The sequence below is a fragment of the Deinococcus taeanensis genome, assembly GCF_020229735.1.
Taxonomy (GTDB): Bacteria; Deinococcota; Deinococci; order Deinococcales; family Deinococcaceae; genus Deinococcus; species Deinococcus taeanensis.
Genome location: NZ_CP083455.1, coordinates 1,884,447 through 1,899,467, shown reverse-complemented (window position 1 = coordinate 1,899,467; position 15,021 = coordinate 1,884,447). Strand labels below are relative to the sequence as shown.

Annotated in this window: 15 protein-coding genes and 1 riboswitch; of the genes, 3 read left to right on the top strand and 12 right to left on the bottom strand. The window is 69.1% G+C overall.

From position 1 onward, the window contains the following. Positions 1-70 precede the first annotated feature (70 nt). On the bottom strand, positions 71-931 hold the full coding sequence (locus LAJ19_RS09075; protein ID WP_225475446.1) for a GNAT family N-acetyltransferase: 861 nt from the start codon (positions 929-931) through the stop codon (positions 71-73). Between the two features lie 366 nt (positions 932-1,297). Between LAJ19_RS09075 and LAJ19_RS09070 the strand changes: the two genes are divergently transcribed. Next, on the top strand, positions 1,298-1,879 hold the full coding sequence (locus LAJ19_RS09070; protein WP_225523240.1) for a DUF4258 domain-containing protein: 582 nt from the start codon (positions 1,298-1,300) through the stop codon (positions 1,877-1,879). A gap of 632 nt (positions 1,880-2,511) precedes the next feature. On the opposite strand, the gene purH is transcribed toward LAJ19_RS09070, so the two are convergent. The 5 genes from purH to LAJ19_RS09045 form a co-directional block, all read right to left on the bottom strand. Then, positions 2,512-4,074 carry a bifunctional phosphoribosylaminoimidazolecarboxamide formyltransferase/IMP cyclohydrolase gene (gene purH, locus LAJ19_RS09065; RefSeq protein ID WP_225475445.1) on the bottom strand — a complete coding sequence of 521 codons (1,563 nt, stop codon included), beginning with the start codon at positions 4,072-4,074 and terminating at the stop codon, positions 2,512-2,514. Between the two features lie 50 nt (positions 4,075-4,124). Beyond that, positions 4,125-4,211, bottom strand: a riboswitch (ZMP/ZTP riboswitch). Between the two features lie 244 nt (positions 4,212-4,455). After that, the gene (locus LAJ19_RS09060; RefSeq protein ID WP_225475444.1) at positions 4,456-4,998 is read right to left on the bottom strand and encodes a hypothetical protein; all 543 of its coding nucleotides are present in this window, start codon (positions 4,996-4,998) and stop codon (positions 4,456-4,458) included. A gap of 42 nt (positions 4,999-5,040) precedes the next feature. Continuing rightward, complete coding sequence (locus LAJ19_RS09055) at positions 5,041-5,274, bottom strand: hypothetical protein (RefSeq protein WP_225475443.1); 234 nt, start codon at positions 5,272-5,274, stop codon at positions 5,041-5,043. Between the two features lie 129 nt (positions 5,275-5,403). Beyond that, a complete protein-coding gene (locus LAJ19_RS09050) occupies positions 5,404-5,979 on the bottom strand; it encodes a GrpB family protein (protein ID WP_225475442.1) in 576 nt (191 codons plus the stop codon). A gap of 7 nt (positions 5,980-5,986) precedes the next feature. Beyond that, on the bottom strand, positions 5,987-6,352 hold the full coding sequence (locus tag LAJ19_RS09045) for a winged helix-turn-helix transcriptional regulator (RefSeq protein WP_225475441.1): 366 nt from the start codon (positions 6,350-6,352) through the stop codon (positions 5,987-5,989). Positions 6,353-6,439: 87 nt separating this feature from the next. Here LAJ19_RS09045 and LAJ19_RS09040 point away from each other — a divergent pair, with 87 nt between their 5' ends. Further along, positions 6,440-7,060 (top strand): nitroreductase family protein, encoded by a 621-nt coding sequence (locus LAJ19_RS09040; protein WP_225475440.1) that lies wholly within the window; start codon positions 6,440-6,442, stop codon positions 7,058-7,060. 126 nt (positions 7,061-7,186) lie between these two features. Continuing rightward, complete coding sequence (locus LAJ19_RS09035; RefSeq protein ID WP_225475439.1) at positions 7,187-8,875, top strand: bifunctional metallophosphatase/5'-nucleotidase; 1,689 nt, start codon at positions 7,187-7,189, stop codon at positions 8,873-8,875. A 55-nt stretch (positions 8,876-8,930) separates the two neighbouring features. Here the strand turns inward: LAJ19_RS09035 and LAJ19_RS09030 are convergent, their stop codons facing one another. From LAJ19_RS09030 to LAJ19_RS09005, 6 genes are all read right to left on the bottom strand, one after another. Further along, complete coding sequence (locus LAJ19_RS09030; protein WP_225475438.1) at positions 8,931-10,529, bottom strand: ABC-F family ATP-binding cassette domain-containing protein; 1,599 nt, start codon at positions 10,527-10,529, stop codon at positions 8,931-8,933. Positions 10,530-10,784: 255 nt separating this feature from the next. Continuing rightward, positions 10,785-11,594 carry a manganese ABC transporter permease MntB gene (gene mntB / locus LAJ19_RS09025; RefSeq protein ID WP_225475437.1) on the bottom strand — a complete coding sequence of 270 codons (810 nt, stop codon included), beginning with the start codon at positions 11,592-11,594 and terminating at the stop codon, positions 10,785-10,787. A 48-nt stretch (positions 11,595-11,642) separates the two neighbouring features. Then, positions 11,643-12,365, bottom strand: a complete 723-nt coding sequence (gene mntA / locus LAJ19_RS09020; protein WP_225475436.1) for a manganese ABC transporter ATP-binding protein MntA — start codon at positions 12,363-12,365, stop codon at positions 11,643-11,645. Between the two features lie 106 nt (positions 12,366-12,471). Continuing rightward, positions 12,472-13,356 (bottom strand): manganese ABC transporter substrate-binding protein MntC, encoded by an 885-nt coding sequence (gene mntC, locus LAJ19_RS09015; RefSeq protein WP_225523239.1) that lies wholly within the window; start codon positions 13,354-13,356, stop codon positions 12,472-12,474. Between the two features lie 29 nt (positions 13,357-13,385). Beyond that, positions 13,386-13,631, bottom strand: a complete 246-nt coding sequence (gene rpmB / locus LAJ19_RS09010) for a 50S ribosomal protein L28 (RefSeq protein WP_225475435.1) — start codon at positions 13,629-13,631, stop codon at positions 13,386-13,388. An 87-nt stretch (positions 13,632-13,718) separates the two neighbouring features. After that, positions 13,719-14,774, bottom strand: coding sequence for a CobW family GTP-binding protein (locus LAJ19_RS09005; protein WP_225475434.1), 1,056 nt, complete (start codon positions 14,772-14,774; stop codon positions 13,719-13,721). Positions 14,775-15,021: the final 247 nt, after the last annotated feature.

Here is a 15,021-nt window from a genome sequence, read left to right as displayed (position 1 = left end):
GGGGCGCAGCGTACCCCGCGCCGGGCGGGCCCTTCTGTGGCCCCCGCGGGATTCCCCGGCCCGGTGGGGGCTACACGTCCTCCTCGCCGTCACGCATGTACGTCACGACGCTGCGGCAGTGCGTGAAGCCCGCGCGGGCGTATAGGGCGCGCGCCGCTTTCATATGGTCGTGTGCACGCACGCGCAGGCAGCGCACCTCCGGGTGAGTTTCGGCTTCCGCGGCAGCCAGCGCCAGGAGGTTCAGGCCATACCCCTGCCCGCGTTCGGCCGGGTGAACGGCAATGTACGTAACGTCCGCGCGGGCGTCCTCCACACTGAACTCCAGTTCCGCGAAGCCCACCGGCTGGTCGCCGCGCAGCAGCGCCACCAGCCGCACGTCGTCCCGGGCGAAATGCTCGTCGAACTGCTCGGGCGTCCAGTTCAGGCGGCCCGCCCAGGCATCTTCGCTGGCCTTGAACAGTTCCCGGTACGCGGTGAACGACAGGTGCCGCGTGATGCGGTGCCCGGCCGGCGCGCAGGCAAGGGGCGTGAGCCGGTCCAGCGGGGCGGAGTAGAAGTCCGTGGTGTGCATGGGCGCAAACCCGGCGTGCTCAAGTGCCTCGCGGACCGGCAGGTTGTCCTGCGCCGCAAAGGCGTACACGGGCAGGCCGTCGCTGTGCTCCACGGCGCGGGCCAGGAGCGTCGCCACGTGCCCGCCGTCACTGATGGGACCCTCCAGCACCAGGCCGTCGCGGAAGGGAGACAACGCGCAGTACGCCAGAACGCCTTCGTCGTCGACGTCCACCAGGCAGGTGCTGTCCTCGCATTCGATCTGAAGTTCGCGGGCGTCACGGGCGGCAGGGGAGAACACCTCGCGTTCAGGGGCGTCATCCATCCAGGTCAGCAGCGCGAGAACATCGGGTACATCAGTGGCCAGCATGGGTCGGATCATGAGGTGACCTCCAGGCGTGGAATGGGGAATGGGGCAACTCCGGGCACCAGCAGGATGAGGCTGGCCCCAGCCTAGTGACGCCCGCCGGGCCGTGTCTGCACCGGCCGTCACACGGCCACCGGGGCGCGCGTGCTATGCTGCACGCATGCCCTGAACAGGGTACGCCGCCTGCCTCCCCACAGACACGAAGCCGTGTTTGAGGGGCCTTTTCTTTTAGGGAAGGGCGGCCGCCCACAGGCCGCCACAGCGCAGAACCACCGGAGGTGTGTCGCCGTGACCAAACAGTCCAGCAAACCGGGAGTGACCCCGCCCCCCCGCCGCGCCCGGCCGTCCGAACCTGCCCGTGCGCCCCAGGGCGGAACCGAGCTGCAGGCCAGCGCGGACCTGCTTGCCCTGCGCGCCCAGCTGGCCCGCGCTGAAAAAGCGGCGCGCCGCGCCCCTGAACCACCCCCCACCCGCCCGGCGCGCGTGCAGGCCCCCCTGAAAGCGCAGCGTCAGGCGGATCTTGCCGGGGTCAGCACCGATGACTTCAGCCTCGCGCAGGCCCACGCGCGCCTGCGTGACGCGGTGTATGACGGACGCTACCACCTGTGCTCCCACGCGATCGGGCACGCCCGCGCCGAGGGGTTCCTGGAGCACGACGTCCTCAACGTCCTGCTGACCGGCCGGGTGCGGGCCGTGTACACCCAGGAGCGCCGCTGGCTGGTGTGCGGGTACTTCGAAGCGTGCGGCGTGGCCCTGCCGCTGCACGTGGTGGCCGAGCCGCAGCGTGACGGCCACGTGGATATTGTCACGGCGTTCGTCCCGAAGCACCCCCATCACATCATCAGCCGCGCCCGGCTGGCCGTGATGCTCCGCTATGACGACGAACAGGTCCGCGCCCGCACGGCCCACGCCGGCAGCCGCGTCGGACACCGCAGCAAGGGACGCTGGAAGAAAAGCGCCTGACACGCCAGCCGGTACCATGCGCCAGTCCAGGGCCGGGCCAGTTCAAATGCTGGCCCGGCCCTGTTGCTGGGGGCCCAGCACTGAGCGCTCTGACCACGGTGGCCGAGGGTGACGGGTCGGCCGCGCAGTTCATCTTGCTTGACCACCTCGGTGAACGTCACCCGTGGTGGTCACCCCAGTCGCAGGTCATTCCAGATCAGCAGGCGCCGCAGGAACCCACCGGCTCCCCTGATCGCCAGGAACGCCCCAGGAGCCGCAGGTCGTCCAGGCAGTGTGGTCCGTGTGCCAACCTGTACCCGGGAAGGTTGAAGGTGCGCGCCGCCGGGTCGCAGCGTGCCGGTGAGTGGACACGACGAAGGCGAGCAGCTGCAGGTCATGCTGGCGGTAAAGCGGGGACTGCAGTCGGGTGCTGACACCCTTCCTGACTGCCCAGGACGCCGCGTGAAGGCGCAGGGGGCCGGGTCAGGCCTGAGGGAGCTGGGAGCGGCCCGGGCGGCATGTTTGCGGCAAGCAACTCCTGTCGGGGCGGCCGCTGAGGGACCGGTGAAGCCAGTGGGAGCCCCGGCACAGAACACAGAGGGTGAGCGCCGCCACGCTCACCCGGGAAGGTTGAAATTGAAAGGACCGTTGACTCAGTGCCGGAAGTGCCGGGACCCGGTGAACACCATGCTGATGCCCAGTTCGTTGCACGCCGCGATAACTTCCGGGTCGCGTTTCGCGCCGCCCGGCTGAAGAATCGCCGTGACACCCACGCCCGCCGCCAGGCGCACCACGTCATCAAACGGGAAGAACGCCTCCGAGGCGAGCACGGCGCCGCGTGCCTTCTCTCCGGCGTTCGCCACGGCCCGCTCGGCCGCCCAGATGCGGCTGACCGCGCCCGCACCCAGCCCCACCGTCACACCCTCCTTCGCCAGGACCACGGCGTTGCTGCGGGCGTGCTTCACGGTCGCCCACGCGAACCGCAGGTCCAGCCACTCCTGCTCGGTCGGTTCACGCTGCGTCACCACTTCGGGGCACAGGTCATCCCAGGGCCGCGCGTCGCGTTCCTGCACGGCGAACCCTCCGGTCAGCGGGCGCACGTCCAGCACACTCACGCTCTGCGCCGGCGCGGCCACCAGCACCCGCAGGTCCGGTTTCTTCTCCGCGAACCACGCCACGGCCTCCGGCGTGACCTCCGGCGCGATCAGGACCTCCAGGAACGTGCCGCGCGTCGCCTGGGCCGCCTCGAGCGTCACTGGCGCACTCACGGCCACCACGCCGCCGAACACGCTCAGCGTGTCCGCATCCCTCGCCCGCTCCCAGGCCGTCTTCACATCCGCCGCTACTGCCACGCCGCACGGGTTGGCATGCTTGACCGCCACGCAGACCGCCGCGTGCTCCGCAAGAGCCGCCTCCTGCGCCGCAAGTTCCTGGCACAGCGACCACGCGGCGTCCGCATCGGCGTAGTTGTTGAAACTCATGGGTTTGCCCGCCACGACCTGCGCGTCAATCACCGGGCCCTGAGCGCCGCCCAGGCGGTAGATGGCGCCCGGCTGGTGCGGGTTCTCGCCGTAGCGCACCTGAGCGGCGCGGGTCAGGCGCAGCGTGAGCCGTTCCGGCAGTGCGGTGGGCAGCTCAGCGCTCGTGCCTTCCAGGTAGGCGGTGATCGCCGCGTCGTACTCACTGGTGTGCCGGTACGCCTTCGCAGCGAGGCGGCGCCGCTCGGCGTCACTGACCTCATCCTGCAGCGCCACCGGGTAGTCCGCCGGGTCCACGAGCACCAGCACGCCCGCGTGGTTCTTCGCGGCCGAGCGGATCATGGCCGGACCGCCAATATCGATGTTCTCAATCACGTCCCCGTCCGGTGCGCCGCGCGCCACCGTCTCCCGGAACGGGTACAGGTTTACGCACACCAGGTCGATCGTGCCGATTCCATGCTGTGACAGCTGCCCCAGGTGGGCTTCGTCCCGGCGCGCCAGAATGCCGCCGTGCACCGCCGGATGCAGCGTCTTCACGCGGCCGTCGAGCATCTCGGGGAAGCCGGTCACGTCACTCACCTGCCGCGCCTCAATTCCCGCCTGCACGATGCTCTGGTACGTGCCGCCTGTACTCAGAATCTCCCAGCCGCGCTCGGCGAGCTGGCGTGCGAACTCGACAACCCCACTCTTGTCGCTCACCGAGATGAGCGCCCGTTTCCTGCCCGTCGTTGCTGCCACTGTGACCTCCGCTCACGACCCGTGGCACTGCTCCGCAAGAGGAACAGTGCAGGGTCGACCCAGGCGCGCGATCAGGAAGGTCCGGAAGGCTTCCCCGTGGTGTGTCCACGTCTCAGGCGCCAGTCGCCTCCCGGCTGTACCTGCAGTGTACCGTTCCCTACCGGGCGACCGCCCCCCCTCCCTGATCGCCTGGGCCGGACGGCGCTGTCTGTCAGGCGGGGCACACCAGCAGGGTGGGCAGGGCAATCAGGCTGGCGGGCATCGTCAGCAAGGCAGTGAGCGTCGGCGTGGGCACCGCGCCCGGTCCCAGGCGAACGCCGCGCCCGCCGGTAGGGCCATGGTCAGGTCCCTCAGGCCTAAGGGGGGTGCGGCGCGGGCCGGTCAGGGGCGCTCGCCGCTGTCCGGCAGGGGCGCTGCTTCGCCGGGCGTGCTGTCTGGGGCGCCAAGCGCGCGGCGCAGTTCATCAATCACGGCGCGTTCCCGGTCGTTCACCTGCTCGCCCCCGATGCCAAGGAACCCGCCTTCCTTTGCGGCCTGCGCGGTTTTTTCGGCGACGTCCAGCAGCATGCGGCGGTACGCGGCGGCGTCCTCGGGGCTGGCCTTGCTGCTCACCAGCCACGCGGCCTGCCGCACGCCTTCGACGCTCTGCTCGCGTGCGTCGTCCATGCTGCGGGCGCGCTCCTGGTGGGGCATGGCCTGCGGGTCCGGGGCTTTGCCCAGCAGGTCGGCCGCGATGGCTTCCAGCAGGGGCGTGCGGCCGGCGGCGCTCACGGCCTCCCGGACAGCCTGCCCGATGGCCTGCGCTTCAGCCACCAGGCCGGTCAGGCCGCTGGGGCTTGCGGCGACTACCGCCGCGCCGGCCCGGCCGGGACCGGTCATGATCTTGAACCACTCGTCGGCCGTGAAGTTTTCCTTGACGCTCATCCGTTCAGGGTAAGGCGCGCTCGGCACGTCCGGCTTCGGGTTTCATTCACGCTCGCGGACCGGCAGGGGACTGAGGTCAAAGCGGACGCTGGTGGTGTCCTCCGGCACGCTGACCGGGTCGGCCTCCAGGCCGTGCGGGCCGAACATCCCGGCGGCGGCGTGTGTGGCGCCCAGCGGGTCCCCACCGGGCTCGTCACGGTTCACCAGGGGCTTCATTCGCAGCGCCACGATGATGAGGACGGTGGGGAGCACAAGAAACAGCAGGAATCCGGTCATGGGTGCTCCAGGCACAGGCAGGGAGGCGGAAGGAGAAAAGCAGGTCCGTTCATGCTGACAGACATGGTCACCGGCCGCAGTGAGAAATCCTCGGCCCCCGGCAGGGGCGCGCCCTGATGGGCCGGGCGTTCAGGCGTCACTGGCCGGGAGGGTCCAGCCGGTGCGCCGCGCCCACTGTTCGGCCCCAGCGATGATGAGGTCCATGACCGGGTCCTTCACGGCGTAGTAGGCCTCCGCGTCCTGCGGGTGCAGCTGGGCCAGTTGACGTTTGACTTCGCCGTACGCAGCGGCCGCCGGGGGCGCGGCGCGCAGGAAGTCCCGCATCAGCAGCGGGTAGCGGTGGTTGAAGCGGCCCACCTCGCGGATGTGAACGTGCACGTCCTGCGGGCGCGCGGCGTACGCCTTGGCCAATTCGCGCGGGTCGAGGGTCTGCCCTGGGGGCAGGTGATCAGCCGTGACGGCTGGGCGGGGTGGGTAGCCCAGGGCGTCCAGGACAACCAGGACTGCGGCTGCGCTGCTCAGGTCGGGCAGGCCGATCTGCACGTCGATGACGTTTTTGGCGCTCAGCCCGGGCACGCTGGTGGAGCCGATGTGGTGCAGCTGCGCGCCGGCGGGCAGGTGGGTACGGATGGGGGTGGCCAGGGTAAGGAAGCGTGCCGCCCAGTGTGGATCGGGCGGCACGATGAGAATGGCTTTGGGTGCCACGGTGGGGTCAGCAGGGGGTGGTGAGGGCAGCGGCGGCGGCCGGGGCGTCGGGGCCGTGCAGGTGGGACTGGGCCCAGCTGCCGATGGCGTCAATGACGCTCTGGAGTTCCAGGCCGGCGGGGGTGAGGCTGTAGACGCTGCGGGCGAGTTTGCCGTGGCTGTCTTCGGTGCGCTTGTGAATCAGCTGAAGCTGTTCCAGGTGCTCGAGCCGCTGCGTGAGGGTGGCGCTGTTGCAGCCGCCGACGGCGCGGGCCAGCTCATTGAAACCTTTCTCGCCGTTCAGCAGGGCGCGGACGATGTGCAGCACCCATTTCTCCTGCAACACCCCGATGGCCCGGTAAACCGGGCAGAAACCAGTGTGTTCAGTACTCATGCGGAAAGTCTACACTGCGCGACGGACCAGATCATGACGAAACTCACATCACTTGACATTTTAAAGCACTGGAGATAGTATTTCTCCATGACTGCAACGCTCTCCCGGACCCTGAACGTCAAAGAAGCCATCGAAACCCGCCGCAGCATCCGCAAATTCGTCCAGGAGCCCCTGAATCAGGACGACCTGCACGAAATCCTGCGCCTCGCCAGCCTGGCCCCCAGCGCCTGGAACGCCCAGTCCTGGCGCTTCGCCGTCGTGCAGAGCCCCGAAGTGAAAGAGCAGCTTCAGGCCGCCGCATACGGCCAGGGTCAGGTCACCAACGCCCCCGCCGTGATCGTGGTGTACAGCGACATGGAAGACACCCTCGCCACCGTCGAGGACACCGCCCACCCCGGCATGGGCGAGCAGGGCCGCACCGGCCAGCGCAGCACCTTCGACAACGTCTTCGGCGCCCAGCCCGTCGCCCAGCGCGGCCAGTGGGGCCTCAGCCAGGCGAACATCGCCTTCGGCTTCCTGATGGTCGCCGCCCGCGGCCTCGGCTACGACACCGTGCCCATGCTCGGCTTCGACCCCGCCAAGGTCCGCGAGATCCTCGGCCTGCCCGAGCACGTCCAGTTCGCCGGGCTGCTCCCCCTCGGCAAGCGCGCCGAGGACGGCTTCCCCCACCACCGCCACAGCGTCGAGCGCCTCACCAAGTTCTACTGACCTTCACTGCGCACGGAGCCAGACGCCGCCCCCACCCGGGGGCGGTTTCACCATTTCAAAAGGTTGCGCCCAGTGCTGAGCCGGCTGATTCTCTCCACGCAGCGCTCCCCTTAGAATGGACACCGCATGAAAAAGAACCTCCTTCTGGTCGGCGCCGCGCTGAGCCTGAGCAGCTGCGCCACGCTCCTGGGGCCCTCCACCGCCGACGTCACCGTCATCGGCGTGAACGACTTCCACGGCAACCTGCTGCCCACCAGCTTCCGCGTGCCTGACCCCGCCGACCGCACCAAGACCCTGACCGTACAGGCCGGGGGCATCGACACGATCGGCGGCGTCCTCGCCGACGCCCGGCGCGCCAACCCCAACACCGTGTTCGTGGGCGTGGGCGACATGACCGGTGCCAGCCCCCTCGTCAGCGCCCTGCTGCGCGACGAACCCACCATCAACGCCCTGAATCAGCTGGGCATGGCCGTGAACGTCGTCGGCAACCACGAGTTCGACAACGGGGTGACCGAACTCATGCGCTACCAGAAAGGCGGCTGCGACAGCAACGCCCCTGAACGCGCCTGCAAGTTCAACCCCACCTTCGCCGGCGCCAGCTTCCCGTACATCGCCGCCAACGTCCTCGACGAGAAGACCGGCCAGCCCATCCTGCCCGCCTACAAGATCGTGAAGGTCGGCCCGGCCCGCATCGCGTTCGTGGGCGCCGTCCTGAAGGACACCCCCACGGTCGTCACGCCCAGCGGCGTTGCCGGCCTGCGCTTCGCGGATGAAGTCGAGAGCATCAACCGCGTCCTGCCCGACATCAAACGCCAGCGGCCCGACGCGATCATCGCCCTCGTTCACCAGGGCGGCACCAGCAAGGAAGCCTTCGACGTCGTTGACTGCAAAACCCTCACCGGCGACATCGTCAAGATCGCCCAGAGCCTCGACCCGTCCATCGGCGCAATCATGACCGGCCACACCCACCGCGGCTACAACTGCGTCGTGCCTGACCCCGCCGGCCGGCCCCGCGTGGTGATTCAGGGCGACTCGTACGGGCACCTCCTCCAGCGCCTCGACCTGCAGGTCGACACGCGCCTGCACCGCCTGCTGAGCGTCAAGGCCAGCAACGTCGTCGTGGACGCGGCCAAACAGGCCAAAGACCCCGCCCTGACCGCCCTGGTCACCAAAGCCAGGGAACTCACCGACCCGCTGAGCAAGCAGGTCGTCGCCACCCTGGGCGTCGAGCAGATCACCCGCACCGCCAACGCCGCCGGCGAAAGTCAGCTTGGCGACGTGATCGCCGACAGCCAGCTCGCGGCCGCCGCGCCCGCCGACAAGGGCGGCGCCGTGATCGCCTTCATGAACCCCGGCGGCATCCGCGCCGACCTGCCCGTGAACGTCCCCAACGCCGGCAAAACCGTGACCTACGGCGACGTGTTCACCGTGCAGCCCTTCGGGAACGTGATGATGGTCATCACCCTCACCGGCGCGCAGATCAAGGCCGCGCTCGAGCAGCAGTTCGACAACCCCGGCGCCGGACAGAACCGCATCCTGCAGGTCAGCCGCGGCTTCACCTACACCTGGGACAACAGCAAACCCAAAGGTGAGAAGGTCAGTGACGTCAAGCTGAACGGTCAGCCGCTCGACCCGAGCGCCAGCTACCGCGTCACCATGAACAACTTCCTGGCCGACGGTGGCGACGGCTTCACGGTGTTCGCGCAGGGCACCAGCCGCCTTGGCGGCAACGTGGACCTCGACGCCTTCCAGACCTACCTGAAGGCCGCCGCTGTGACGCCCGAGCCTCTGAACCGGATTACCCGGCTGAACTGAGCCTCCACCGCACCCAGGCAGCGAAAAGGGGAGGCCCGCGCACGCAGCCTCCCCTTCAGCCTGGCGTGACGCGGCCCTCCCCGACCGCCCAGCGCCGCGTGGCGACGCGCTCCACCAGGGCGCGGTCGTGGCTGGCCAGCAGCACCGTCCCCGGGAACGCCAGCAGCAACGCATCCAGCGCCTCAATCGCCCGCACGTCCAGGTGATTGGTGGGTTCATCCAGCAGCAGCACCTGCGAGCGCGTCACACTCAGGCGCGCCAGGCTCAGGCGGGTCCGCTGGCCGCCCGACAGGTCCGCCACCGGAAAGTCTGGTCCCCCCGGAACCTCCAGCGCCGCGGCCACCTCGTGCAACTGGTGCGGGGAAAGCCGCCCGTTGGCGTCCAGCAGGGCGTCTCCCACCGTGCGCAGCCCGGTCAGTTCCTCCCCATGCTGCCCGGTGAACGTCACGCTCAGCCCGGCGCCCCAGGTCACCTGCCCGGTGTGGGGCAGGTCGCCGCAGAGGGCGCGCAGCAGGGTGCTCTTGCCGGCGCCGTTCGGGCCGGTCAGTGCCGCACGGTCCCCACGCCGCACGTGCAGGCACACGTCCGACAGCACGGCCCTGCCCGAGCGCGCCACGCCCAGGCCACGGACGGTGAGGACTTCCAGGGGACCGGGCGGCACCGGCGGCAACGTCAGGCGCAGCGACCGCGCGTCCCGGAACGGGCGGTCCGGCGCCTGCTCATCAAGCCGCTCAATCTGCCGGCCCATGGCCCGCGCCCGGTTCGAGAACAGCACCTGCGCCCGCCCGGCCTTGTGGCTGGACAGAAACTTGTCGTTGTCCCGCGCGCGGGCCCGGTTCTCCTCCACCGCCCCTCTGCTGTTCAGGCGCCGCCGCTCCTCATTCAGCGCCGAGCGCCGGCGGCGGTACGCCTCGAAATCCCGCGCCTGCACTTCCCGCAGCGTGGCTTTCAATGCCATCGCCTCCGAGTAGTTCCCGGGATACACGCTCAGGGTGCCGCGCTCCAGCTCCGCCACGCCGGTCGCCACGGCGTCCAGGAACGCCCGGTCATGACTGGCCAGCACGAATGCCGCGCCGGACGCCCGGATCCACCCTTCAAGCCACGCGGCGCCCTCTGCATCCAGGTGGTTGGTCGGTTCGTCAAGCAGATACACCTGCGCCGGAGCAAGCAGCAGTGCCGCCAGCAGCGCCCGCCGCGCCTGCCCACCCGACAGCCGGTCCGCACGAGCCGCTGGATTCAGGGCCAGACCAGACAGGACCGCCGCGGCCCGCGCCGCGAAGTCATACCCGCCCATCAGGCGGTACTGTTCCTCTGCCTCTGCGAAGGCCAGCAGCGCGGCGTCCGTCCCGGCGGCCAGCCCGGCGGACGCCGCGTCGAACGCCACCTGCGCGGCAGTGAGCGCAGGCGGCATGACCGCCTCCAGCACCGAGCCCCGCAGGGCCTGCGCCTGCGCCAGCAGGGCCACGCGCCCCGCACGGGTCACCACGCCCGCATCCGGGGCGTCCAGACCCGCCATCACGCGCAGCAGCGTACTTTTTCCACTTCCGTTCTCGCCCACCAGCGCCAGCCGGTCGCCGGCGCCCAGCGTGAGTTCCACCCCTGCAAAGACTGTCCGGTCCGCGAACGCGCGCGCGACCCCACTCAACATCAGCATCAGTTGTTCCCCCTGACAGGAAAGAGCCGGCCCGCACCGCGGGCGGCCGCTTGAAACTCAGTGGTCAGGGGTTACAGACGCAAGGCGAAACGGATCCTTTGAATGAACGGAGGGCCAGACCCGCGCAGTTCTTCCGGCGGTCAGGGGCACCGTAGCATTCCGGCCGGGCCCCGCGGAATACGCCAGGTGGCCGAGGACGGGGAAAGGTCCTCTGGTGCCCCGCAGGACCTCTGGCCTCAGCCCGCCTGACGCGCGTTACTCGCGGTGACGCACGGCCAGGGCAAGCAGAAAGATCGCCGTGTTCACCAGCACGATCGTCGCGCCGGGCGCCGTGTTCAGGTAGTAGCTGAGGTACAGGCCCGCTACGCCTCCGGCTGTGCCGAGCAGCGCGGCAGCCAGCATCATCTTCTTCAGGCTGCGCGACACGAGGCGCGCCGCGGCGCTGGACGTGATCAGCAGACTGACACTCAGGGTGGTGCCCACCAGCTGTACGGTGAGCACCACGACCAGCCCGATCAGGATCAGCAGCAGGCTTTCCAGGCGCCGCACCGGCAGACCCACGGCGCGCGCCTCGGTCGGGTCGAAGGACGCCAGGAGCAGTTCCTTCTGAAGTGCGCTCAGCACGCCGCCCACCACCACCGTGACGCCCAGCGCGCCCCACAGGTCGGCGGGCGTCACGCCCAGGGGGTTCCCGATCAGGAAGTTGCTGAGGTCCGTGGTGAACGTGGGGGCGCGCGAGAGCATCACGACACCCAGCGCGAACATCCCCACGAACACGATGCCGATGGCGCTGTCCTGCTTCAGGCCGCTGCGCCGTCCGACCGCGCCGATGCCCAGGGCCGTGAGGACCGCGGCGACCAGGGCGCCCAGCAGCAGGTTGCCTTTCATCAGGAACGCGCCCACGATCCCGGGAAACACCGCGTGACTCATGGCGTCCCCGATGTAACTCAGGCCGCGCAGCACCACCCACGCGCCCACCAGCGCGCACAGGACGCTGACCAGCACCACGGCCGCCAGGGCCCGCACGAAGAACTCGAATTGCAGCGGATCAGTCAGGACATGCACGGGACGCCTCAGGAAAACACAGGTGGGGGGCCGGGGAGGAAGGTGGGGTCACGCCTCGGCGTGGGTGTGCCCCAGGAAACTGGTGCTGAACGTCGCCTCGATGTTGTGCGGGGTGTACACCTCGTCGGGCGTGCCGTCTGCGATCACGCGGCGGTTCACGAGCACCAGGTGATCACACCAGCGCCGCGCCTGCTCCAGGTCGTGCGTGACCATCACGACGGCGCGGCCCTTGTCAGCCTGGGCACGCAGCAGCCCCATCAGGGTTTCCTGCGTGGCGGCGTCCACGCCGGTCAGCGGTTCATCCAGCAGCAGCAGGTGGCCCTGACGGGCCAGCATGCGCGCCAGCAGGACCCGCTGCCGTTGCCCGCCGGACAGCGCTCCGATGTGCCGGTGCCGCAGGTCGTACACCCCGGTTTCCTGCAGGGCGCCCTCCACGATCTGCCGGTCCTTGCGCCTGGGCCAGCGCAGCCAGCCCAGGCGTCCGGTGCGGCCCATCATGGCAACGTCCCAGACGGTGACGGGAAAACCCCAGTCCAGGGTCTGCTGCTGCGGCACGTAACTGATGCAGCTGCGCGCGGTGTGCCCCGGATCGAAGTGAACGGCGCCGTCAGGGTCGGGCAGCAGTCCCACCAGGGTTTTCAGGAGGGTGCTCTTGCCGGCGCCGTTCGGGCCGATGATGGCGCTGAACGACCCGGCCTCGAAGCGCACGCTGGCCCGGTCCAGCGCGGTCTGCGCGCCGTATTTCACTGTGAGGTTCTCGACGCCCAGCATCCGGTCAGCATACCTCCGATCCGCGTGATGTTGCGAGCGCAGAATCAAGATGGCGCGGGGCAGGCCGGGCGCGCGGGAAGCGGCCTGCCTGCGTGGTGCAGGCTGCTTAGTTCTTCAGTGCCCCGACCATGGTATCCACGTTGCTGCGGAATGCTTTCAGGAACGTGTCCCCGCCGCTGCCCTTCGCGCCCAGGGCGTCGGTATACAGCGGCGGGGCAATGCGCGCGCCGGTTTCGCGGGCAAGCGTCTGGGCCAGGCGGGCATTCACGGTGTTCTCCGTGAAGATCACCTTCGCGCCTGTTTTCTTCATCAGCAGGGAGAGCGACGCGAGTTCCCGCGCGCTGGGCTCGCGCTCCGTGCTGATCCCCGGAATGATCGCTCCGACGACCCGCAGCCCGTACCGTTCTGCCAGGTAGTGCAGGCTGTCGTGGTTGGTGACGATTACGCGCCGCGCGGCACTCAGGCGGCTGAACTGCTGCTTTGCGTAGACGTCAGCGGCGCTCAGCTGTTTCAGGTACGCCCCGGCGTTCCTGGCGTAGGTGGCCTTTCCGGCCGGATCCAGGCTCGTCAGCGCCTGCTGCACGTTCCTGACGTACCCTGCGGCGAGGGCCGGGTCCCACCACGCGTGCGGGTCGAGCGGCCCGTGCTCATGTGCGTCCGCGTGCCCGTGCTCATCCTCGTGCCCGGCGGCGTGCAGGTTCAGTCCACTGGTCAGAGCGACGACCTTCACCCGGGGGGCGCTGGCCGTGAGTTTCGGCAGCCACGGTTCCAGACCGGCGCCGTTCGTGAACAGGGCGCGGCTGCGGGCCAGTTCACGGATCACGCCGGTACCGGGCTGGAAGGTGTGTGTGTCGCCACCGGCGGGCACGATCACGTTCACCTGCAGGCGGTTGCCGCCCACCTCCCGCACGAAGTCCGCGAGGATAGTGGTGGTGACGCTCACCGGCACTGTCGCAGCGTGGGCGGCGGGGGCAGCGCAGGCCGCGAGCATCAGTGCGGGCAGAAGGAAGGGAGCGCGCTTCACAGCAACGCCATGCCCCGGTGGGGGCCCCGGGTGAGGGTGCGCAGGGCGCTGGCGCTGAGCCATACGGTCCGGGTCACGCCGTGCTGGCGGACCGCGCGCCTGTGCAGGTTGGCTTTCTGCACGCGCCGGGTCACGCCGGTGACCTTGCGGCCCACGCCGCCCTGCGCGCGGGCCTTGCCGCGCCTTGTCACGCGGTTGACCACGAGGTTCTTCTTGCCAGTCAGGGCACACTCACGACTCATATTGATTTCTCCTTATCACATTTGAGACTCGGGCAAAGGTACAGCGGTGCACGTTCCAGGCGGCGGGAGGCCGCCGGTAATGGCGAGTCAGGCCTGCAAGGCACCGCGCAGCAGGCCGTCGAGTGCCGCGCCGTCCAGGTCCGGGCCGATAAACACCACCTCACTGAAGGCGTCGCCGGGCCGCAGCCACTCCCCGGCGGTTTCCAGGGCCAGTTGCCGCCCGGTGTGATTCCATAGCGTGGCCACGCCGTTGCCCAGGTTCACCCACCCCTTCGAGCGGATCACATTCCGCGGCAGGCCCCCGGTAAGCACCTCATGGAGGCGTTCAGGATCAAAGGGCCGCTCGCTGCGGAAGATGTGGGTCCCCAGGCTGTACGTCCCGGCTTCCGGAAGGTGCGCCTGCTCCAGTTCGGCCATCCAGGCGTCCAGCTGACTGGCCTGGTCGACATCGAACAGCCCTGTGTGCAGCAGGTCCGCGGCGGGCAGGACGCCGCGCGTGGTGTTCAGTACCCGGGCGCGGGGGTTCGTGATCCGCACCAGCTCGCGCAGTTGCCTCACGTCCTGCGTGGAGGCCAGGTCCAGTTTGTTCAGCACAATGATGTCCGCGAATTCCAGCTGCTCGGCCAGCAGTTCACCAAACCCCCGCTCGAAATCGTCGCCGGGAATGACGTCCGGCCTGTTCCAGAACGTGAAGAACTGCGCGGTGTCCACCGCGGTGATCATGGCGTCCACATGGACGCGGCCGAGCAGGTTGGGAAGGGGCGCCTGACCGGGTGCAGGCTCGAGGTCCAGTTCTTCTGGGGTCAGGCAGAAACTCTGCGCAATGGGCAGCGGCTCGCCGATGCCGGTGGACTCAATGAGAATGGCGTCGAGGTCGCGTGTGTTCAGCAGATCGTGAACGGCGTGCAGCAGGTCGCCGCGCAGGGTGCAGCAGATGCAGCCGTTGCTGAGTTCGATGGTCTGCTCGTCGGTTTTCACGATCAGATCGGCGTCAATGTTCACGGCACCGAATTCGTTGACAATCACTGCGATGCGCTGGCCGTGGGTCTGGCGCAGCAGGTTGTTGAGGAGGGTGGTTTTCCCGGCGCCCAGAAAGCCGCACAGCACAGTGATCGGAACAGAAAGAGAAGATGGAGGGGTCACGAATGAGAATGATATAATATTATCAATAGATAGGCAAACACATTCGTCCAGCAGAACCCTGCCCAGCGCCACACCGGCCTGCACGCGCCGGCTTCCGGACCTCGGGACACGTCACGGCGCAGGCGAGGGGGGTGATGACCCTCTCCTCAGAGCGCGAAGCTGGTCCCTCTGGCCCGGCGCCGGCTGATGGGGGAGGACCTGCGCAGTCGCCCTTGCAGGCGGGGCTTCCGGTGAGGGGTGGGCCGTC